21 protein-coding genes are annotated in these 20,456 nt (G+C 35.7%); 17 read left to right on the top strand and 4 right to left on the bottom strand.

The genetic code is table 11. The annotated features are described in order from the left end of the window. Nucleotides 1-2 precede the first annotated feature (2 nt). The 4 genes from EsVE80_RS11425 to EsVE80_RS11410 all read left to right on the top strand — a co-directional run bounded on the left by EsVE80_RS11425 (nucleotide 3) and on the right by EsVE80_RS11410 (nucleotide 3,208). Nucleotides 3-1,397: an oxaloacetate decarboxylase subunit alpha gene (locus tag EsVE80_RS11425; RefSeq protein ID WP_173103829.1), complete on the top strand. Its 1,395-nt coding sequence runs from the start codon at nucleotides 3-5 to the stop codon at nucleotides 1,395-1,397. A 215-nt stretch (nucleotides 1,398-1,612) separates the two neighbouring features. Then, nucleotides 1,613-2,068: a GNAT family N-acetyltransferase gene (locus EsVE80_RS11420; RefSeq protein WP_173103828.1), complete on the top strand. Its 456-nt coding sequence runs from the start codon at nucleotides 1,613-1,615 to the stop codon at nucleotides 2,066-2,068. Between the two features lie 15 nt (nucleotides 2,069-2,083). Further along, nucleotides 2,084-2,656 carry a GNAT family N-acetyltransferase gene (locus EsVE80_RS11415; protein WP_173104202.1) on the top strand — a complete coding sequence of 191 codons (573 nt, stop codon included), beginning with the start codon at nucleotides 2,084-2,086 and terminating at the stop codon, nucleotides 2,654-2,656. Nucleotides 2,657-2,713: 57 nt separating this feature from the next. After that, complete coding sequence (locus EsVE80_RS11410; protein ID WP_173103827.1) at nucleotides 2,714-3,208, top strand: LURP-one-related/scramblase family protein; 495 nt, start codon at nucleotides 2,714-2,716, stop codon at nucleotides 3,206-3,208. A 79-nt stretch (nucleotides 3,209-3,287) separates the two neighbouring features. Here the strand turns inward: EsVE80_RS11410 and EsVE80_RS11405 are convergent, their stop codons facing one another. Beyond that, a complete protein-coding gene (locus EsVE80_RS11405) occupies nucleotides 3,288-4,202 on the bottom strand; it encodes an ArsR/SmtB family transcription factor (protein WP_173103826.1) in 915 nt (304 codons plus the stop codon). 242 nt (nucleotides 4,203-4,444) lie between these two features. Between EsVE80_RS11405 and EsVE80_RS11400 the strand changes: the two genes are divergently transcribed. From EsVE80_RS11400 to EsVE80_RS11375, 6 genes are all read left to right on the top strand, one after another. Next, nucleotides 4,445-5,722: an extracellular solute-binding protein gene (locus EsVE80_RS11400; RefSeq protein ID WP_173103825.1), complete on the top strand. Its 1,278-nt coding sequence runs from the start codon at nucleotides 4,445-4,447 to the stop codon at nucleotides 5,720-5,722. 176 nt (nucleotides 5,723-5,898) lie between these two features. Then, nucleotides 5,899-6,774 carry a carbohydrate ABC transporter permease gene (locus EsVE80_RS11395; protein ID WP_173104201.1) on the top strand — a complete coding sequence of 292 codons (876 nt, stop codon included), beginning with the start codon at nucleotides 5,899-5,901 and terminating at the stop codon, nucleotides 6,772-6,774. Nucleotides 6,775-6,787: 13 nt separating this feature from the next. After that, on the top strand, nucleotides 6,788-7,624 hold the full coding sequence (locus EsVE80_RS11390; RefSeq protein ID WP_173103824.1) for a carbohydrate ABC transporter permease: 837 nt from the start codon (nucleotides 6,788-6,790) through the stop codon (nucleotides 7,622-7,624). Nucleotides 7,625-7,630: 6 nt separating this feature from the next. Further along, complete coding sequence (locus EsVE80_RS11385; protein WP_173103823.1) at nucleotides 7,631-8,026, top strand: hypothetical protein; 396 nt, start codon at nucleotides 7,631-7,633, stop codon at nucleotides 8,024-8,026. Between the two features lie 23 nt (nucleotides 8,027-8,049). Beyond that, nucleotides 8,050-9,855: a glycoside hydrolase family 2 protein gene (locus EsVE80_RS11380; RefSeq protein ID WP_173103822.1), complete on the top strand. Its 1,806-nt coding sequence runs from the start codon at nucleotides 8,050-8,052 to the stop codon at nucleotides 9,853-9,855. Nucleotides 9,856-9,875: 20 nt separating this feature from the next. Beyond that, nucleotides 9,876-11,645: a glycoside hydrolase family 2 protein gene (locus tag EsVE80_RS11375; protein ID WP_197745896.1), complete on the top strand. Its 1,770-nt coding sequence runs from the start codon at nucleotides 9,876-9,878 to the stop codon at nucleotides 11,643-11,645. A 136-nt stretch (nucleotides 11,646-11,781) separates the two neighbouring features. Here the strand turns inward: EsVE80_RS11375 and EsVE80_RS11370 are convergent, their stop codons facing one another. Further along, a complete protein-coding gene (locus EsVE80_RS11370; protein ID WP_173103820.1) occupies nucleotides 11,782-11,946 on the bottom strand; it encodes a hypothetical protein in 165 nt (54 codons plus the stop codon). An 88-nt stretch (nucleotides 11,947-12,034) separates the two neighbouring features. Here EsVE80_RS11370 and EsVE80_RS11365 point away from each other — a divergent pair, with 88 nt between their 5' ends. The 3 genes from EsVE80_RS11365 to EsVE80_RS11355 all read left to right on the top strand — a co-directional run bounded on the left by EsVE80_RS11365 (nucleotide 12,035) and on the right by EsVE80_RS11355 (nucleotide 13,959). Then, nucleotides 12,035-12,694: a cyclic nucleotide-binding domain-containing protein gene (locus EsVE80_RS11365; protein WP_173103819.1), complete on the top strand. Its 660-nt coding sequence runs from the start codon at nucleotides 12,035-12,037 to the stop codon at nucleotides 12,692-12,694. Between the two features lie 125 nt (nucleotides 12,695-12,819). Then, nucleotides 12,820-13,593, top strand: a complete 774-nt coding sequence (locus EsVE80_RS11360) for a hypothetical protein (protein WP_232061199.1) — start codon at nucleotides 12,820-12,822, stop codon at nucleotides 13,591-13,593. A gap of 15 nt (nucleotides 13,594-13,608) precedes the next feature. Continuing rightward, nucleotides 13,609-13,959: a DUF2200 domain-containing protein gene (locus EsVE80_RS11355; protein ID WP_173103818.1), complete on the top strand. Its 351-nt coding sequence runs from the start codon at nucleotides 13,609-13,611 to the stop codon at nucleotides 13,957-13,959. A gap of 291 nt (nucleotides 13,960-14,250) precedes the next feature. On the opposite strand, the gene EsVE80_RS11350 is transcribed toward EsVE80_RS11355, so the two are convergent. Both EsVE80_RS11350 and EsVE80_RS11345 read right to left on the bottom strand, forming a co-directional pair. Continuing rightward, complete coding sequence (locus EsVE80_RS11350; protein ID WP_173103817.1) at nucleotides 14,251-15,345, bottom strand: anti sigma factor C-terminal domain-containing protein; 1,095 nt, start codon at nucleotides 15,343-15,345, stop codon at nucleotides 14,251-14,253. Beyond that, on the bottom strand, nucleotides 15,326-15,835 hold the full coding sequence (locus tag EsVE80_RS11345; RefSeq protein ID WP_173103816.1) for an RNA polymerase sigma factor: 510 nt from the start codon (nucleotides 15,833-15,835) through the stop codon (nucleotides 15,326-15,328). Before EsVE80_RS11345 ends, EsVE80_RS11350 begins: the two co-directional genes overlap by 20 nt. A 199-nt stretch (nucleotides 15,836-16,034) precedes the next feature. On the opposite strand from EsVE80_RS11345, the gene EsVE80_RS11340 reads away from it, so the two are divergent. From EsVE80_RS11340 to gshAB, 4 genes are all read left to right on the top strand, one after another. Next, entirely contained in the window at nucleotides 16,035-17,060 is a 1,026-nt protein-coding gene (locus EsVE80_RS11340) for a zinc-binding alcohol dehydrogenase family protein (RefSeq protein ID WP_173103815.1), read from the top strand. A 10-nt stretch (nucleotides 17,061-17,070) separates the two neighbouring features. After that, the gene (locus tag EsVE80_RS11335) at nucleotides 17,071-17,472 is read left to right on the top strand and encodes a GNAT family N-acetyltransferase (protein ID WP_173103814.1); all 402 of its coding nucleotides are present in this window, start codon (nucleotides 17,071-17,073) and stop codon (nucleotides 17,470-17,472) included. Between the two features lie 391 nt (nucleotides 17,473-17,863). Beyond that, entirely contained in the window at nucleotides 17,864-18,028 is a 165-nt protein-coding gene (locus tag EsVE80_RS11330; RefSeq protein WP_173103813.1) for a hypothetical protein, read from the top strand. 166 nt (nucleotides 18,029-18,194) lie between these two features. Further along, on the top strand, nucleotides 18,195-20,456 hold the full coding sequence (gshAB, locus tag EsVE80_RS11325) for a bifunctional glutamate--cysteine ligase GshA/glutathione synthetase GshB (RefSeq protein ID WP_173103812.1): 2,262 nt from the start codon (nucleotides 18,195-18,197) through the stop codon (nucleotides 20,454-20,456).

Below are 20,456 nucleotides of genomic sequence, written 5' to 3'. Positions count from 1 at the left end.
GAATGACTAAACAAATCCGTTTTATGGAAACGGTGTTGCGAGATGGACAACAAAGTCAGATTGCGACCCGGATGTCTACAGAAGATATGTTACCAATCATCAAAACGATGGATGAAGCAGGCTTTCATTCATTGGAGATGTGGGGAGGGGCAACCTTTGATTCATGTCTTCGTTTTTTAAATGAAGACCCATGGGAAAGATTGCGCAAAATCCGTAAAGAAGTAAAAAATACGAAGTTACAAATGTTATTACGTGGTCAAAATCTACTCGGTTATAAAAATTATGCAGATGACGTTGTACGTGAATTTGTCATGAAATCAGTTGAAAATGGGATTGATATCGTACGTGTTTTTGACGCGTTAAACGATACCCGCAACTTGCGTACATCAATTGAAGCTTGTAAAGAAGCTGGCGGTCACTGTCAAACAGCGATTTCTTATACTACTAGTGATTTTCATACCGTTGATTATTTTGTCGGTTTAGCCAAAGAAATGGCACAACTTGGTGCAGATTCCATTTGTATTAAAGATATGGCAGGGGTTTTAACACCTGCGACGGGCTTTGAACTTGTAAGCCGCATTAAAGATAGTGTATCACTACCATTGGAAGTCCATACCCATGCCACAAGTGGTATCTCAGAAATGACTTATCTAAAAGTTGCAGAAGCAGGGGCAGATATTATTGATACAGCGATTTCTTCTTTTTCTGGTGGAACTAGCCAACCAGCAACAGAATCTGTGGCAATCGCACTCTCAGGTTTAGGTTTTGATACCGGTTTGAAAATGGATAAATTGGAAGAAATTGCTAATTATTTCAACCCAATTCGCGATCACTTCCGTAAAGAAGGCGTATTAAATCCAAAAGTAAAAGATACAGAACCAAAAACATTAATTTATCAAGTTCCGGGTGGAATGTTATCGAACTTATTAAGTCAATTAACAGAACAAGGAAATGCTGATAAATATGATGAAGTTTTAGCCGAAGTACCAAAAGTACGAGCAGATTTAGGCTTCCCGCCGCTTGTAACACCACTTTCACAAATGGTTGGTACACAAGCGTTAATGAATATTTTGGCGGGTGAGCGTTACAAAATGGTGCCAAACGAAATCAAAGATTACGTACGGGGACTATACGGTAAGCCACCAGTTGCCATTAAAGAAGAGATCAAAGAAAAGATTATCGGTGATGAAGCTGTTATTACAGAACGGCCTGCAGATTTATTGGCACCCCAATTACCAGGTTTTGAAGAAGAAATCAAAGAATATGCAAAATCAATTGAAGACGTATTGAGTTATGCTGTCTTCCCTCAACAAGCCAAAGATTTCTTAGGGCGCCGTGAAGATCCATTTTATGATGTGCCACTTCAAACAGTAAATGTGAAGATTGACGTGCAGTAAAAAACGTATAATTTGTTTTCATTTTAAATAGTAAAAGCTGTAAAAATCAGTCATGATTTTTACAGCTTTTTTTGTAGGACAATCAAGAACGACTACGAGAGCGTAATTCTGGATGTAAACGATCTTTGCAGAACTATCCAATATAATCTATCTTCACGATTAATCCTGTTATATACTGAAAAAGAAATAGCGTAAGTCAAAAATGGGGGGCAGTCATGGAAATACGCCAGTTTAATAGCATTACAAAAGAGCATTTGACTTTATTATTAGATGCTGATCCGGCTGAACAAATAGTTAGAGACTATACAAAACGCGGTATAGCTTTTGAAATACGGCAAGAAGGAAATTTGGCAGGGGTCATGGTTTTGTTGCCAACACGACCAGAAACTATTGAAATTATGAACCTAGCAGTTGCTAAACCATTTCGCGGCCAAAAACTAGCACAAGCATTGTTAGTTCATGCTCTTTGGTGGAGTAAGGAATATGGTTTTCGGACAGTTGAAATTGGTACAGGTTCAACGGGAGTAGAACAGCTTTATTTGTATCAAAAATGTGGCTTTCGTATGACCCATATTGAGCGTGATTTTTTTGTGCGGTATTATGCGGAAGAAATTATTGAAAATGGGCTAGTATTAAAAGATATGGTCCGATTAGCACAAGATATCGACTAAAAGGAGGAGTTAATGTTGTTAGATAAATCAATTCCTTATAAAGAAGTTTGGATGAAACGGCAATTAACACGACCTATCTTAGCGGCAACTTTGCCAAAAGGCTTTTCATTTCAGTTTTATCAAAAAGGTGATGAAAAATCTTGGAGTGAAATAGAAACAAGTGTTTTAGAATTTGAAAATAAAGCAGAAGCAATGAACTATTTTAAACAGACTTTTGCACCTTATCAAGAAAAATTAGTAAAACAGATGTTGTTTGTAAAAGATGCCGACGGTAAAAAAGTTGCAACATGTACAGCATGGCAAAAAGAAATTCTCGGACAAAGATACCCTCTCTTTCACTGGCTTGCAGTAGCTCCGGACTATCAAGGCTTAGGTTTAGCTAAAGCGTTGGTGGCACGTACCTTACAACTCTTCCAGAATATTATGTCAGAAGATGCAGCGATTTATCTCCATACACAAACATGGAGTCACACTGCTATTGGTCTTTATGAGAAATTTGGATTTACTTTGATGCCAGATAATCTTGATGGTACGTGCAACCCCGATTATCCACAGGTTATCGCTCTATTAGAACAACTGAAAAAGTGAATGTATTCGCTTTTTTAGAAGTATAATAGTGATTGAATAAAGATTGGGGGCAAAAAAATGAAAGAATTGAAATTTGTTAAAAGCACTGGGGTAGATAGAGTATATCAAGTTTTTGCCGAAGAAAAAGAAGTGTATTATTTGTCAGAAGTTTTAACATTACCAACGCGAAAACGCTACTACTTGTATCAAGCTGATGGCAAAGAATTAGGGGAAATAAAACGTAAACGTTATACTATGGGGTATGTCGACCTGCCGCGGTTATTTTTAAAATTGAACGCTTATAATGAGATAAGTATTGTCAAAGATATGAAGAATTTTCGGACTAGTTATGAAATCAAAGGGGAAGGATTAACACTTAGTGGAGTTTTTTTGGGAGATAATTTTGATATTATGCGTGGATCAGAAAAAATTGCGACTGTCCAAGTGATAAAAGAAAATGAGGCATATACATTCACCCTTCACGTGTTAAAAGAAAACTTGGAAACGTTAATTGTCGGGTTTATGAATTTGTTAATCTTTGTTTATGACCACGAGAACGTGAACATTAAGTAACGGTGTAGACAATGTTTTAATTTTTCTATTACCAAAAAACAAGCTGTTTACTTTTAAGTAAACAGCTTGTTTTTTGGTTCTATTTTTTATCCAAATAATAAGAATTGATTCGGATATTTTGATTATAGTTGCCAAACCCTTTGCCAAATAGAGTAAGTCCACCTTTGTTTTTGGCATCAGATTCAACAGCAAAACGCAAAGTAATAAACGGGCTTTTAGTGAGTCCTAAATCATTAATAGTGATTTCAGAATAGGCTTGTCCGTCAATACCGGTATCTAATTTATTAATCCGTAAGTGTTTTAATAAACCATATTGACTGAAATTATCGTCCCACCAATCCGGCGTGTAGCGGCCTCGTGTATCTGAAAAGTTGCCGGGGACGGTGTAGACGGCAACTTTTAAGTCGTTGACATAAATGGAAATATCGCTAGGCCAAATATTATTGGACAAAGGAAATTCTGAGGCAATTTCAAAGCTGATTTCAAGTAATTCAGGGTCTTGATCTTCTTTTAACAAATTTGGAATTTTGTATTCTACAAATCCTTCTGAAAACCAAAGTAAACTCGCGTCTACACGTTGAGCATCCATAAAATATTTGGGATCATCCGCTTTTCCGACAACATTTTTTGTGGTTGCTAAGCCGCAAGTCGGACTAACGGAAAAGTCGACAAAATGGCCAATTTTAAGGTCGGTTGTATGTAATTTAAATTCCTGATATATCTTTTCGGGAAATGAAATATGAATATCATCAACTTTGAGAAAGACCATTTTTTTATTTCGATTACTACCAATACCTCTTTCAGAACGAAGTAATCCGGCGTCTTCCATTTTTTGAACGTGCCGGGTCGTAATTGCGTTACTCATTTTTAAATGTTGTGCAATTTCACCAATACTTTTTTTACCACTTCCTATAAATCGAATAATTTCCATTCGAGTATTGCTAGCGAGAGCTTCTAATACAGGCAGTGAATCTTTACTTAAATCTAATTGCATATCTCTTCACCTCTTAACTTTATAGTTAAAACGTTTTCTTTGATACATAGTATATCATTAATTCTTTTTAACTTCAAAGTTGTTTTTATAAAACGTTGTCAAAATAATATTGACTACGCTTACACAGCGTGTTAATTTCTATTTGTAAGTTAATTATATTAATTGAATTTACTTTTTAGTTAAAAATAAACAACTGTGATATGTTGTTGGATTAACTTTTAAGTGAAAACGGAGGAGAAATCATGAAAGCAAAAAAAATTGCAAGTGTTTTATTGTTAGCGGGAGCTTGTTTAGCCGTCATGACCGGTTGTGGCAAGGGAAGTTCTAATTCGAGTTCTGGAGGTTCTAATAGTAAAGAAATTACTTTTTGGAATCCATTTACCGGTGCTGATAATTCTAACTTAAAAAAAATGATTGACGAATATAATAGCACGAATCCGGATTTCAAAATTAAAAATGTATCTTTAAAAGAAGGGGACATGTATGCCAAAATCCCGACAGTAGTTAATTCTGGTAAAAATATCCCTGATTTAAATATTGTACATGCAGAAAGAATTAAACAATATAAAGATAACGATATGTTGGAAACTTACGATGATATTTTGGCTGATTTCTCTGATATTAATGAAAAGAACTATGTTGCAGAAGCCTGGAAATTAGGGGAAATTGATGGCAAGCGCTATAGTTTGCCACTAGATATACACAATTGGGGGACCTATTACAACAAAGAATTACTGGAAAAATATGCACCCAATGCTTTAGAAGATAACATTTTAACAATTGATGAAATTAAAGAGGCTGGCGAAAAAGCTAAATCCGATAAAATTCGAGGAGTAGCAGTTACTTGGGTAAAACCAAATGTCTTATCTTTAATGAAACAAGAAGGTGGGCAACTAACTGAAGATGGCACGAATCCAACGTTAGATACTAAAGCGATGGAAGCAGCATTGGGCACATGGGCAGACTTGTATAAAGAAGGTGTCACAACAAAAGACGGAGAAGACCCAACGCAATTATTCCTAGCTGGTAAATTACTTTTCTTCCCTGAAGGTATTTGGATGAAAAATAATATTAAAGATGCAAAATTTGAATGGGGTCTAACAAATTCGCCTCAAATTTCAGATGATCCAACGAAAATTGTAAACTGGGCTTCATCTCATCAATTCGTGATGTTCAAAAATAAAGATCGTTCCGCGGAGAAAACAAAAGGGATCATGGAATTTATTAATTGGTTGCGAACAAATTCGTTAGAATGGGCTAAAGCTGGACAAAATCCTGCAACACTTGCCATTACAGAGGAAGCTGAATACAAAGAGATGCCACAATCTTTCTTTTTAAATACACCTGCAGAACAAGCATCATTGTCTATTTTTGACTACAAATATAATGGTTACGTATCAGAATATCTAGACGCCCACGGTTTTGATACAATTTTTGGCAAAGTATCAATTAAGGATACAACTAGTGGTATGCAAAAAGAGGTCGTTGACAAAATTAAAAAGGATTCGTCAAACAAATAACTTTCGTTTGGAGTAAATAAAGGACTACACCAATGGCTGAGAAAAGGAAATGAATCAGGTCTTATACCACAATTCCCTAAAATAAGACTTGTTTCGCTGAATTTTCTCAGCTTAATACATAATCTAAGGAAAGGATTTGTTTTTTTATGGAAGCAAGTTTGAGAAAGAATAAGACGATGGCAAAAAAACAAGGCAATAACAAAATATTACCTTGGCTCTTTTTAGCTCCACATTTAATTATATTTACAATTTTCTTTTTAATACCTGTAGTTTTTGGGATTTATATCTCTTTTACTGATTGGGATCTTTTTAATTCACCAACTTTTATTGGTTTAGGGAATTATAAAGAATTATTTTTCGATACGGATTCAACTTTTTATGAGCAACTTCGAATTGGTTTAAAAAGTACTTTCTTGTTTGTTTTAATCTCGGTACCGTTTTGTATTATTGTGCCGTTACTACTGGCAGCAGCATTGAATACAAAAACATGGTTAAGTAAAATTTTTCAGTCTATTTTTTATATGCCGTCATTATTTGCTATTTCAGCTGTAGTTATTATTTGGACTTTGATTTTTAATGTTAACTATGGTCCGATAAACACATTGACAGGTTCTGAAACTCCTTGGACAGGCACGCAACCTTATGCTTGGATTGCTTTAGTTGTTGTAACAGTCTGGTGGACAATAGGAGGTAATATGATCATTTACCAAGCCGCATTAAATGGGATTTCAAAAGATTATTACGAAGCAGCTGATATTGATGGTGCTACCTCTTGGCAAAAATTTATTAAAATTACATTACCAGCTATACGTGGGCAGATCTTATATACATTAGTCATGACGACAATTGCACAATTCAATATTTACGGGCAGCCACTAATGTTGACCGGAGGCGGACCTAATAATTCAACCCGCGTACTTTTAATGTATATTCAGCAAAATGCTTTTGGTTCTGGACAATCAATTGCCGGGATGGCTTCGGCTATGGCAGTCATTCTAGGAATTTGTATCATGATCGTTTCAGCAATTCAATTCAAATTCTTACGCAAATAAGGAGGTAATGATGATGAAAAAACGAAATACATCTAAAATAATCGCTTTTGTCTTTTTGATTGCAATGGCGATTATCTGGCTAATTCCACTACTCTATGGCATCTTTACTTCATTTAAGTCTGAATCTGAACTTATGACAGAAGGCTTTAAATTTATGCCAATTGAATGGGTATTAACCAATTACCAAGAATTACTTGTGAACAATACGAGTACACCATTGGTTAAATGGTTTATGAATTCGATGCTTATTTCTGTATCCCATACGTTATTAGTTTTGGTAGTAGTTTCTTTTTCTGCCTATGCCTATAGTCGTCTAAACTTTAAAGGTAAAAATGGCTTGTTTTCTTTCTTATTGGCCACCATGATGTTTCCTAGCGTTGTAAATTTGATTCCTTTGTACAAAATTGTCGATCTCTTAGGTTGGGTTAATACGCCTTTGGCCATGATTGTTCCGGGCGCAGCAGGGGTCTTTAATATTTTTTTAGTAAAACAATTTATGGATAATATTCCCAAAGATTTTGATGAAGCAGCTCGAATTGACGGTGCGGGAGAATTAACTATTTTTACTAAAATAATCTTACCGCTAATTAAGCCGGTTTTACTAGTAGTCGCACTTTTTTCATTTACTGGTTCTTGGAATGACTTCTTATGGCCGTCTATTGTCTTTAATGATATTGAGAAAATGCCAATTACATCTGGTCTGCAACTTTTACAAGGGATGTATCAAGCGCAACCGACTTTACTAATGGCAGGTGCTCTTGTAGCGATTATTCCCACTTTTATCTTGTACCTTTTTGCACAGAAATATTTCTTACAATCAATGTCGTTATCTGCCGGTGTGAAAGGATAAGTTGCTATGAATAGAAAAAAAGAACGATTGCTAATCCGTATTTTAGCTGCTTGGCAAATTACTGATGGACTTATAACTATTATCTATTATGGATTTTATCGCAGTTATATATTGCCCAACCACGGTAGTAAAGACATGCTTGTTTCACCTTACGGCAATATTTTCTTATTAGTAGCGACTTTTGGCATTTTGTTAATTGGTCTTGGCATTGCCAATTTATTAATTGCAAGATGTTCATTAAAAGATAATCAAATTAATGTGAAAATTGGTGTGTGGCTTCTGGCTCAAACAGCGCTATCTTATCTAATGATGGATATTCCAGGTGTAGTCTTGAGTGTTTGTACCGCAGTAATTTTATTAGCTAAAAATAAAACAATTAAATTGAATTTACAAAAAATTTGAGGGAATGAAGAGGAGTTTGTTTCATGAGTAAAAATGTGTATCCGCGCCCACAGTTTGCCAGAGAGCAGTGGCAGAATTTAAATGGTAGCTGGCAATTTGCTTTTGATGATAATAATGTAGGATTGCACGAAAAATGGTACCAAAAGCACGACTTTGATCAAGAAATTCAGGTGCCTTTTGTCTATCAAGCTAAGCTAAGTGGAGTTGCTACAAGAGATATCCATGATGTGGTGTGGTATGAAAAGCTAATTAATTGTCAAAAAAAGGCAGGTAAAAAAACGCTTCTCCATTTTGGAGCAGTTGATTATGAAGCCTTGGTTTATATAAATGGAAATTTTGTTGGTCGACACCAAGGTGGGCATACTTCTTTTAGTTTTGATATTACGAACTATTTAGTAGGTGATTTACAAAAAATTACCTTACGTGTAGAAGATCCGCATCTGGATGAAGAAATTCCACGAGGAAAACAATTTTGGGAAGAAACATCACGAGGAATCTGGTATACCAACAGCACCGGTATTTGGCAAACTGTGTGGATAGAGGAAGTAGACGAAGCTCATCTTGAAAATGTTTTTTTTACACCAGAATTAGATAACGGAAGTGTGACTTGTCGTTTTGTCTTTTCACAAGCTGCGGTGGGAGATAAATTAAGAATCGTTATTTCGTTTAAAGATCAAATTATTATTGAAGATGAAATACACATTATTGCAAAAGAAATGATTCGCAGTTTTGATGTTTATCAACAAAAAATATTTCGCACCAACTTTCATGATGCGGGCTATACTTGGACGCCAGAAAACCCTAATTTATTTGATGTATCTTTACAGTTATTAAAAGAAAATATCGTAGTAGATGAAGTAGTGAGTTATTTTGGGATGCGAAAAGTCCATACCGAAAATGGCATGGTGTATTTAAACAATCAACCTTACTATCAGCGTTTGGTTTTAGATCAAGGGTATTGGCCAGACGGACTAATGACGGCTCCTAGCGATGAAGATTTGATTCAAGATATTACTTTGGCAAAGGAAATGGGATTTAATGGTTGTCGTAAACATCAAAAAGTAGAAGATCCTCGCTTTTTATATTGGGCAGATCAACTAGGTTACCTTGTCTGGGGTGAATGTGCATCAGCACCTGTTTATAGTGAAAAGGCTGTGACACGTTTAACGGTTGAGTGGACTGAGATTGTTGAAAGAGATTATAATCATCCTTCGATTATTACTTGGGTTCCACTAAATGAAAGTTGGGGTGTGCCGGAAATACACGGTAATAAACAACAACAAAGTTTCTCAGTGGGAATTTATCACCTGTTGCATGCTTTAGATAAAACTCGCTTGGTGATTTCAAATGATGGCTGGGAAATGACAACCACAGATATTTGTGCGATTCACAACTACAGTCATGGACAAGCAGATGAAACACAAAAATATGCCCATTTTAAACGGTCCTTAGCTGACGTTGACGGTTTGCTTAATTTGCCGCCAGGAAAGTGGCAAACATTTGCTAGTGGCTTTTATTACGAAGGGCAACCTATTATGTTAACTGAATTTGGCGGTATTGGTTACAAAATTGGTGATCAAGGAGGTTGGGGCTACACAGCGGTAACAAATGAAGAAGATTTTATTACCGACTATGATCGCATTATGTCAGCCGTGTTTTCTTCTACAGCATTATGGGGTTTTTGTTACACGCAACTTTCAGACGTAGAACAAGAGATTAATGGTTTATTAACGTACGATCGCAAAGCTAAAGTTGATTTGGCTAAAATTAAGGCAATTAATTTACAATATTATCCCGCTCAAATTCATTTGGCTGGAAACATTAATTAGTAGTTAGGATGAATGAAAAAATGACAGATAAAAGATATAATCATCCCCGTCCGCAATTTATGCGAAAAAAATGGCAAGATTTAGCTGGACAATGGCAATTTGCTTTTGACGATCATAATCTAGGTGTTAAGGAAGAATGGTTTAAAGGCTTAAATACGACACAAGAAATTACGGTACCATATACTTATGAAACGAAATTAAGTGGTATTCATGATACTACCCACCACCAAGTTGTTTGGTATCAAAAAGAATTCGAAATTGAGTCAGTGAAAGAATTTAGCTTAGTTTTTGAAGGGGTAGATTATTTTGCGCAAATTTGGTTAAATGGGCAACACATAGGATCGCATATGGGAGCTTATGAACGTTTTACCTTTGAAGTTAAAGACTACTTACTTTCTGGCACAAACAAATTAGTAGTACGCGTAGAAGATTCTCTTGCTTGTGAACAACCAAGGGGAAAACAACGCTGGTTAAAAGATAATTTTGGCTGTTGGTATGTCCAAACCACTGGTATTTGGAAAACGGTCTGGTTAGAAGAACATCTTGCAAGTCAGTCTTTGGAATTAGTAAAACTAACGCCAGATTTGGATCGAGATAAAATTATACTTGTACCCAAATTACGAGATCAGTTAAAAGAATTTGGTAATCAGTATCACTTCGAAGTAAAGATTTATTTTGCAGATCAGTTGATTAACACGTATAAAGGGCTATTAAACCATGACTTAACCCCCATTGAATTAGATACTCGGGTAAAAGAAGATGCTTGTTGGGGGACAAAAGAGTGGTCGCCAGAAACACCGAACCTATATGATATCACTTTTTGTTTGTATGATTTGGCAGGGAATTTGTTAGATGAGGTAGAGAGTTATTTTGGAATGCGAAAAATTGCTATTGAAAATGGGCAAATCTTATTAAATAATCGTCAACTTTATCAACGCCTAATTTTAGATCAAGGTTATTGGGCAGAATCTGGCTTAACACCTCCATCTGTAGACGCTTTAGAAGTGGATATTGACCGTATTTTTGAGATGGGATATAACGGGTTGCGAAAACATCAAAAAATTGAAGATGAACGTTTCTTATACTTATGTGATAAAAAAGGGATGTTGGTTTGGTCAGAGATGGCAGCAACGTACACGTTTAACGATGCTGCAGCGCAAAAGATTACCACAGAATGGCAAAAAATTATCGAGCAAAATTACAATCATCCATCAATTATCACATGGGTTCCTTTTAATGAATCGTGGGGAATTAAAGATATTGCTTATGACAAACAGCAACAAGCTTTTACAGAAGGAATTTATCATTTAACAAAAGCTTATGATGCTATGCGCCCGGTCATTACTAATGATGGATGGGTTCATACAATTTCTGATATTATTACTCTACACGATTACGAAGAGTTCGGGGAATTATTTACACAACGTTATCAAGACAAAGATAAGATTTTAAATAATGAAATTCAATTTAATAAAGATTTTCATGCTTTTGCACAAGGTTATAGTTATAAGGGACAACCAGTTATTATTTCCGAATTTGGCGGAATCGCTTTTACGACAACAGATAAGGATGAATGGGGATATGGCCATCAAGTACAAGATGAGTCCGCTTTTATTGAGCGGTTTGATAAAATACATGCTGCCATTCAAAACTTAGATTATATTGTTGGTTTTTGTTACACGCAATTAACTGACGTGGAGCAAGAGGTTAATGGATTGTTAGATGTACAACGTAAAGCAAAAGTTGACTTAACTGCAGTGGCTAAAATTAATCGCCGCCGATTAAAATAACAACAAAATAAAAATGCGACAATACTTTCTTATGAATAAGAAGCGTGTTGTCGCATTTTTATTTCTAAGGTCAGGCTGTCAAAAGAAAATGATAAAGACAGTTGTTAGATTAAATGAGGTATAAAACCTTCTGCTTTTACTTACTCAAGGCATGACGTAATACTTGTTGTTGCCAAGCATTTTCGTAATGAGCCAATTGTTCATGGTAGTTACGACTTCCTTTTTGAATCCGGACTTGCATGAATTTGATCAAGAGTAAAAATGCGGTGATGATACTAAACAATAAAATAAATTGTAACATCTTCCTCACCTCCTGCATTTAGTCTACAGCCTTTTTTGTCTTTTATGTAGGACATATGTCATAATAAAAACGATTGGAGGCGGATACATTGCAAAAAAAAGCTTTAACAGTGAAACAAGAACAAATTTTAACAGAGTGGAATTTAGCAAAGGATAATTTAAGAGGATGTGAAGTATGGCAATTTGAGCAAAGAGAAGTGATCATTACCCAAGGTGCATTATTGGATCGACTACTTTTTGTCATAGTCGGAAAAGCAAAAGTTTGTACATTAGCAGATAACGGGAAAAATTTGGTTTTAGCCTATTACATTTCAGACGGTATTATTGGCGATATGGAGTTTGCAATGAGAAAAGATGAGGCCGCCACGACGATGGTAGCACTCTCTGACTTTCAATGTATTGCAGTCCCTATTTTACCAAATGAAGTGTACTTACGACAAAATAGTCATTTTATCAATACGATGGCAAAAGGCTTAGCAGAAAAACTACAATTAAGTTCAGAAAATTTTTTATCAGCAGCTTTTTATCCTGGTAAACAGCGTTTATGTGATTATATTTTACAGTCGGCATACAAAAATTTCTTCACCGATAATTTAACAGATGTAGCAGCAACTATTGGAATGAGCTACCGTCATATGTTTCGTTTGTTAAATGATTTAATAACGTCCAATGTTTTAAAGAAAATTGGCAATAGCTATGAAATTATACAGCCAGATCAACTAAGGCGTTTTGCTAAGGGATATTTATAGTGGGACATATGTCCTAATTATAAAAGTTTATTAGTCGACATTTCAGTCCCTTTTTGCAGGCGCATTTATTGTTCTGTAATCGTATTGCGGCTAAAATAAAAGCAAAGAAAAACGATGGAGGTGCTATGATGAATTTGGAATTGGTAGTGAAAATCACTGATGAGCTAACAGAGATTGTTTGGGAAAAATGGCAAAGTAAGTTGTATTTTGTGTCAGAAAAAAAACTTGTCCCTAAAATAGAGCGGGGTATTTATTTAACACTAGAAGAAAGACAAATTAAGACCGCGGAATTAACAAAAAGCAAGTCAGCAAATCAGGCGACAATTGGAATTGAAGTACCGTGGGAATTGGAACCTGCTCTTTTATTGCAACAATGTATAAATGCTTGGGAAGAAAATGGACTAAAAGTTACTACTAAAAATCCGACCGAAAAAATTCCAAGTAATCAATATGACAATTTAACAGCTTTTCAAAGCGATCTTTTTGATGTTTTGAAATTTTTAGGTTATCCGATGGAAAAAGTGAAAAAGAAGCCTGCTAAAGCGCAACACCGCTGGAATAAAAATGTCAGCGAGATTACTTTTTACATTGATTATGAAGGAGCGACAGGAAAGGCAATATGGCGCAAACGTAATGAATTGGTTTTATTAAAAGGTGCTAAATTAAAAGCTGAGGCGCCGTTAAATAAAGATGGTAGTATTGGTTTTGCAGTCCGTTTTGCCAACCAATTGCGGGCAGAAAAGGCGGATAAAGTAAAAGATTTTACTACCGTAGAAGATATTGTTTTTAAGAGTGTGAATGAGCTGGGAAACTTTTTATATTTTGCAGGTACCAATAGTTGGTTGGTGCTAAAAGACGATAAAGGGAATACCATTGATAGTTATACCGTGGTGAAATAATCAGGAGGAGAAAAAATGACTGAACGTATTTTTAACATGCCTTTTGCAAAAGTTTATCCGCTGTATCTGAATAAGGCAGAGAAAAAAGGGCGAACAAAGGCTGAAGTCGATCAAATTATCACTTGGTTGACAGGTTTTAGTCATGAGCAATTGTTAGAGGAATTGCAAAAGAAGACAGATTTTGCTACTTTTTTTGCTAATGCACCTCAAATAAATCCAGCTGCTCACTTAATTAAAGGCGTTGTGTGTGGTGTACGGGTTGAAGATATCGAGGATCCATTGATGCAAAAAATTCGTTATTTGGATAAACTGATAGATGAGTTAGCTAAAGGAAAAGCAATGGCGAAGATTTTGCGAAGTAGTTGATTATTGTACAATCTGTTGCAAAATTTGGCGAATGGATTTTTAGAAAATACATTAATTTTTCTGGTAATTAAACGATAGCAAGAAGCGTATTTTCTATGAACAGAAAGTGTGCTTCTTGCTATCGTTTTGAAGGCAAACAATTAGAAAAATGGTCTCCGCAAAGATTGGCTTTATTATAAGTCAGAGAGGGTTCACCTCTTTTTAGTAAGTGAAAAACAATGGCAAAGTAGCAGTACGCTAAAAGTCAGGCTACATTCTTTGTTTAAAACGTGCTTGGCCTTTTAAGTTCGTCTATTTCTCTGGCGGATAGGTAATTCCTGGTAGTTGCCCACTTTGACTTGTGAGAGGGAAAACGTCAACTTTGGTGATTACAGCACTTTTTATTGCGTCATTTCGCAAAATATTTTCTAATTCAAAGGCAGGTAAATATAACGTTACACCATATATTTTGAGGCCGTTTTTATTTACGTCAGCTAAAATATTTTTTAAAGTTGTAGCTTGTATTTTACTTGGATCTTGCGTCAGAAAACGCTCATTTTTGATTAAGTATTGAAGCAATGATTTGAAATGAGTAGTTTGCCGTTTTTCTTCAGTCCACTGATTTTGCTCTGTGTTTGCTAGATAGCTAATCAATAGAGGAAAATCTTCATTCAATTTTTTTTCATTTGTAATACCGACGCTGATACCAGAAAAGCTACCAGCAGGGTTAAAGCCTACGACAACAGGATTATTGGCCGCATCGCTTGTTTTTTGCGAAGGACGCACTGCTTGCCATAAAGTATCTGCACCAGTCGTATTGACGCGTAGCCACTCTTGGTAGGCATCGATACTTTTATCTTCTTTAAAAACAAGGTTTACATTGACGTAAGTGCTTTTTGGCAAAGGTTTGATGTTTTCCCTAAGGTTACTTTTAGCAAGTGCTTCATCAGCTTTGGCTATTTTTTGATCAGATAGTTGGTTTGACGGTGCTGTTTCCTGACTAAATGGTGGTGTAAAGGGATGAAAGTCAGAATTACGCAAGTAAAGTTTATTTCGCTTAATTTCGATTGTGTTAGAACCGACTATCTGATTATCGTATTTGTAACTATAAGTTTCTTTAATTTGATAAGTTCCAACTCCAGTTTGTTCTATCGTTACATCTGTCATATCATAATTTGGAAGCGTCAATTCATTATAAAACTGGCGATCGATGATATACTGATTATTCTCTACATAACTGTTTTGACTAGTCGGATTGTAAAAAAAATGATTCAAAATTTTAGGTACTGCTAAAAATAGTAGTACCGTCACAATTACAGCACTACATATGAGCAGTATTCCTTGTTGGTATTTTTTTTGCTGCACTTTTTGTTGTACTTTTTCAAAGTCAAAATTTTGTTGGTTCATCTTGTAACAGCTCCTTTAATTTTTTGCGGCTGCGATACAGACGCGTCTTTACTTGCCCAATAGATAATTCTGTAAAGGCAGCAATTTCTCTGATAGGCCAGTCAAAAAAGTAAAACAAATAGAGTAGTTCTTGTTCGGCTTGCGGTAAGGTGGCAAGAGCATGGTACAATTGTACTTTTTTCTCGCTATGTAAAAGTTGGTCCAAAGGTGAAAAGTCAGAATCAGAAATTGTTTGTGACGTTGTTTTTGTTAAGGGGATAATTTGCCAACGTTTTTTCTTACGTTGTAAATCAATGTAATGGTTTTTGATTACCCGTAACAGCCAAAACTTTACCTTATCTTCTGTTAAAGTATCCAAAGCATTTAAAAGCTTAAAAAAGGCATCACTGACTAAGTCTTCTGCAAGCATCACATCGTTTGTCAAGCTCAAACTATAAAGCCAGCATTCTTTGGCATAGCGTTGATATAAAATTGCCAACTCTGACTTCATCTTTTCCCCCCTTTACTATAAATACGTTTTTTTCTATCTCTGGTTACAGTCTTTTTTCTAATTTTAACATTTCTTTTAACTTTTGATAAAACCGCTTTTACGAAGCGTGAATAAAGGTATAAAAATTAAATATTTGTTACACTAACTTTAAATAAAAAGAGTTTTTGCAAAACATATTCTTGTGAAAGGGCGTGGAAGTATGACTGGAAAAATTGCAGCAGTAGGGTTTTATGAAGGATTACCACTAAGTAATTCTAATAGTTTTCAAAATGTCGAGGTGCCACGTCTTCAGCCTTTAGATAATGATTTACTTGTAGCAGTTAGAGCGGTTTCTGTGAATCCGGTAGACACCAAGTTGCGACAAAAAGCGCCGAAGACCGCAACACCACAAATTTTGGGTTTTGACGCTGTAGGTGAAGTTGTGGCAACCGGCGCTAACGTTCATGATATTCAAATTGGTGACAGAGTTTATTATGCTGGCACAACCAAACGTGCCGGTAGTAATCAAGCATTTCAATTGGTTGACCGTCGTATTTGTGCTTTGGCTCCTAAAACATTAACTGAAGCAGAAGCTGCGGCAATGCCTTTAACAACGTTGACAGCTTATGAATTATTGTTTGAAAAATTTGGCCTAGTAGCGGCAAAGAAAGCCAATGAAGGAAAAAAACTCCTTATTATTAATAGTGGGGGCGGTGTAGGCTCTGTTATGAGTCAATTAGCGCATTGGGCTGGTTTAACTGTTTATGGTACAAGTAGTCCACATAATTTTGAGTGGTTACGCTATAACAAAGTGGATTTTCCGATTGATTATCATGGGGATTTGCAAACTAATTTAGCGCGTACGAAAGTAGAAAAATTTGATTATATCGCAGTGCTTCATGCGATTACCCCATACTTTGATACCATTAGTAAGCTGATAGCACCATTAGGACACGTCGGTACAATTGTTGAAGTAAAAGATCCATTACCTTTAGTAGCATGGAAAAATCTGTCAGTCAGTTTTGATTGGGAATACATGTTTACAAAAACAGATTTTGATAGAGACGTTGCAAGTCAAGGCAGAATTTTGGCACATGTTGCGCAACTTGTGGATGAAGGCGAACTCCATACAACGTTAACTCAAACCATTAATGGCGGCATTAATGCTACAAATTTAAAAAAAGCAACGGCTTTGGTGGAATCAGGTCATATGAATGGTAAAGTTGTTGTCACAGGACCATTTTAGGAGTAAATAAATGGAATTTAAAACTAATAAAGATATTTCACAAATTGATTTACTCGCCTTATATGAAAGTGTGGGGTGGACAAGCTATACCAAAGATCCCATGAACTTGCAACAAGCTGTTTACAATTCAACTGCTGTTATTAGCGCATGGCAAGATAACGAGTTAATAGGTTTGACTCGAGGAATTAGTGATTGTATTTCTATTTTATATATTCAAGATTTATTGGTGAAGCCTGAATGGCAAACGCGCAAGGTCGGTACGCGTTTGTTAACGAGCTTAATGAATCAATTTCCTAATGTGCGGCAAACTGTTTTATTAACCGATAATACGAAAACGTTGCAATCTTTTTATGAACAAAGTGGCTTTAAAAGAGCAGAAACATCTGTAATGGGCTATTATCATTTTAAATAATTTTTGTCACGCCAATTCGATTAAAAAATAGGAATTTGCATTTTAATTTTTTTGTATAGCTATTTTATAATGATGTTATAGTTCAATCAAATGTAAAGGCTTACCGATGTGATTTATACTTAAGTGTAATAAATTTGTGAGAGGTTGTAGTTATTTATATAGACGACTGTTGTTATATTTTATAGAAAAAGTGAGACAAGTAACATTACAGGTGGCAATTTTTGTTTGGGTATTGGTTTGAAAACGGAGGGCATATCATGGACCAAAGAAAAATAATTGGAAAGATCCTGCAAATTATTGCGGCGATTCTTTTAGGCCTGATTGCTTATTGGGTATTAATACTATTAACAAGTGGAACGACACTTTAAAATGATGAAGTGAGGGGTTAGCGATGGGGAAAGTGCAGTGCTATTTTGGGTTAACATTAATAGGTTTTTTACTTGTATATTTTAATGATTTTCATGATTGGCGTCTCTTTCTACTTTTAGGATTACCTGCTGCCTTAACGGGATACTCTTTAGCTGCTGCACATCAAAATAGAGTTGTTGAGCAGTAAAGCTGGTCTATTTCAAATGAAATAGTAAAAATTTTAATCAAATAAAAAATGGAATGGTTGAAAAGTTAAGGTAAAATGGGATTTTCCTTAACTTTGAGCAATTCCATTTTTTTTATACGTTCTTTCACATATAATGAGCATGAAACTAACTTAAAGGAAGCTGCTTATGAAAACAATTAAAGAATTACTACATCAAGAAGCGGTGCAACCCTATCTTTGGCAAGCCCGTTATGGTGTTGAAAAAGAAAGTCAACGTATTACAACTGCTGGTACTCTTGCAAAAACAGATCATCCTCACGTTTTAGGCAATCGTGCCTACCACCCTTATATTCAAACCGACTTTGCTGAAACGCAATTGGAGTTAGTCACACCTGTGGCAGAAACAGTGACAGAATTAATGCGGTGGCTAGCGGCGCTTCATGATGTTGCTTACCGTTCCATGCCACCAGAAGAATTAATGTGGCCGATGAGTATGCCACCTGATTTGCCGGAAAAAGACGAAGAAATTATTATTGCGAAACTTGATACTTTTGAAGATGTCTTATACCGTCGCTATCTAGCTAAAGCCTATGGTAAAAGAAAGCAAATGGTATCAGGAATTCATTTTAATTTCGAGTTTGGTGCAGATTTACTACAAAATCTATTTGCGAACCAAACGGAATATACAGAATTTGCTGACTTTAAAACAGCAGTATATTTGAAAGTTACGCGGAACTATTTGCGGTATCGTTGGTTTTTAACGTATTTATTTGGGGCTACACCAATGAGTAATGAACGCTATTTTATGGCAGAAGATGCACCGGATGAACCTGTCCGCAGTATTCGTAACAGTCGTTTTGGCTATACTAATCATAATGATGTCCATGTTTCATATGAAAGCTTAGCAAAGTATCTAGCTGATATTGCACAGATGGTGGAAAGTGGCAAACTTTCAGAAGAAAAAGAATTTTATGCTCCGGTTCGTCTACGTGGTGGAAAAAAAGTCTCAGACCTAGCACAAACTGGTATTCGCTATATTGAACTACGCAATATCGATTTGAATCCTTTTACGCCTTTTGGTATTAGTCAAGAGCAAGTGGAATTTTTCCATGCTTTTATGCTGTATATGTTGTATTTGCCTGAAAATGCTGCGGCTGATGAATGGGTAGCAAAAGGAGATACAATTAATAATTTTGTCGCTTTAGAGCGTCCTGATCGCCTGACAGAATATGTAGAAGAAGGAATGGATTTAGTGGCAGGACTAAAAGCAATGGCAAAGGATTTGAGATTACCACTTCCAACCGATTTTTTTGCTTTTGTCGAGAATGCCTTTGTCGATCCGAACCAAACTTTTGCTGCTCGACTATATGAAGCAACAAAAGAAAATGCGATAAAGTGGGGAAGGGACATCGCAAAAGAAAATCAAGAAAAAGCATGGGCTAAACCTTATCAGTTAGCTGGGTTTACGGAGATGGAATTATCAACTCAAATTATGATGTTTGATGCTATTCAAAAAGGCGTACATGTAACAGTTTTGGACGAACAAGATCAATTTTTACAATTACGTTTTGCTGGTCGAACAGAATATGTAAAGAATGCAAATATGACTAGTAAAGACAGTTATGTTGTACCGTTAATCATGGCTAATAAAACTGTAACGAAAAAAGTTTTAGCTAAAGCAGGTTTTCGTGTGCCCGAGGGAATGGAATTTAGCGACATGGAGTCTGCAATGTTAGCTTATCCAAAGTTTGCCAAAACAGGATTTGTGGTAAAGCCTAAATCTACGAATTATGGTTTGGGGATATCTATTTTTAAAAATGGTGCTGATTTAGCAGATTTTAAAGAAGCATTGGCAATCGCTTTTGCTGAAGATACTGCTGTTTTAGTGGAAGAATTTATGGCTGGCACGGAATACCGTTTCTTTGTGTTGGATAACGAGGTTAAAGCTATCATGTTACGCGTGCCTGCGAATATTGTAGGTGATGGCAAACATACAATTGCTGAGTTGGTGGCTGTAAAAAACCAAGATCCATTAAGAGGAACACATCACCGTTCGCCATTAGAATTAATTCAATTAGGTGAGCTTGAAAAATTAATGTTAAAAGAACAAGGATACACGACTCAAAGTGTTCCAAAAGATGGCGAAATTGTGTATTTGCGGGAAAATTCTAATATTAGTACCGGGGGAGATTCTATTGATGTGACAGATGAATTTTCAGCAGATTATAAGAAGGTAGCAGCAGATGCTGTCGCAGCCTTGGGGGCTAAGATTTCTGGTATTGATTTAATTATTCCAGATAAAGAAAAGTCTGCTAATAAACCAAAAGCTTATGGGATTATTGAAGCTAATTTTAATCCAGCGATGCACATGCATGTCTATCCTTTTAGTGGGAAGAGCCGACGTTTAACAATGGACGTGCTACAATTTTTATATCCAGAGATAAATTAA

Origin of the sequence: Enterococcus saigonensis, from assembly GCF_011397115.1 — a bacterium.
Classification (GTDB): Bacteria; Bacillota; Bacilli; order Lactobacillales; family Enterococcaceae; genus Enterococcus_C; species Enterococcus_C saigonensis.
The sequence above is the reverse complement of the archived record's forward strand: the minus strand, read 5'-3'. Positions and strand labels throughout refer to the sequence as shown.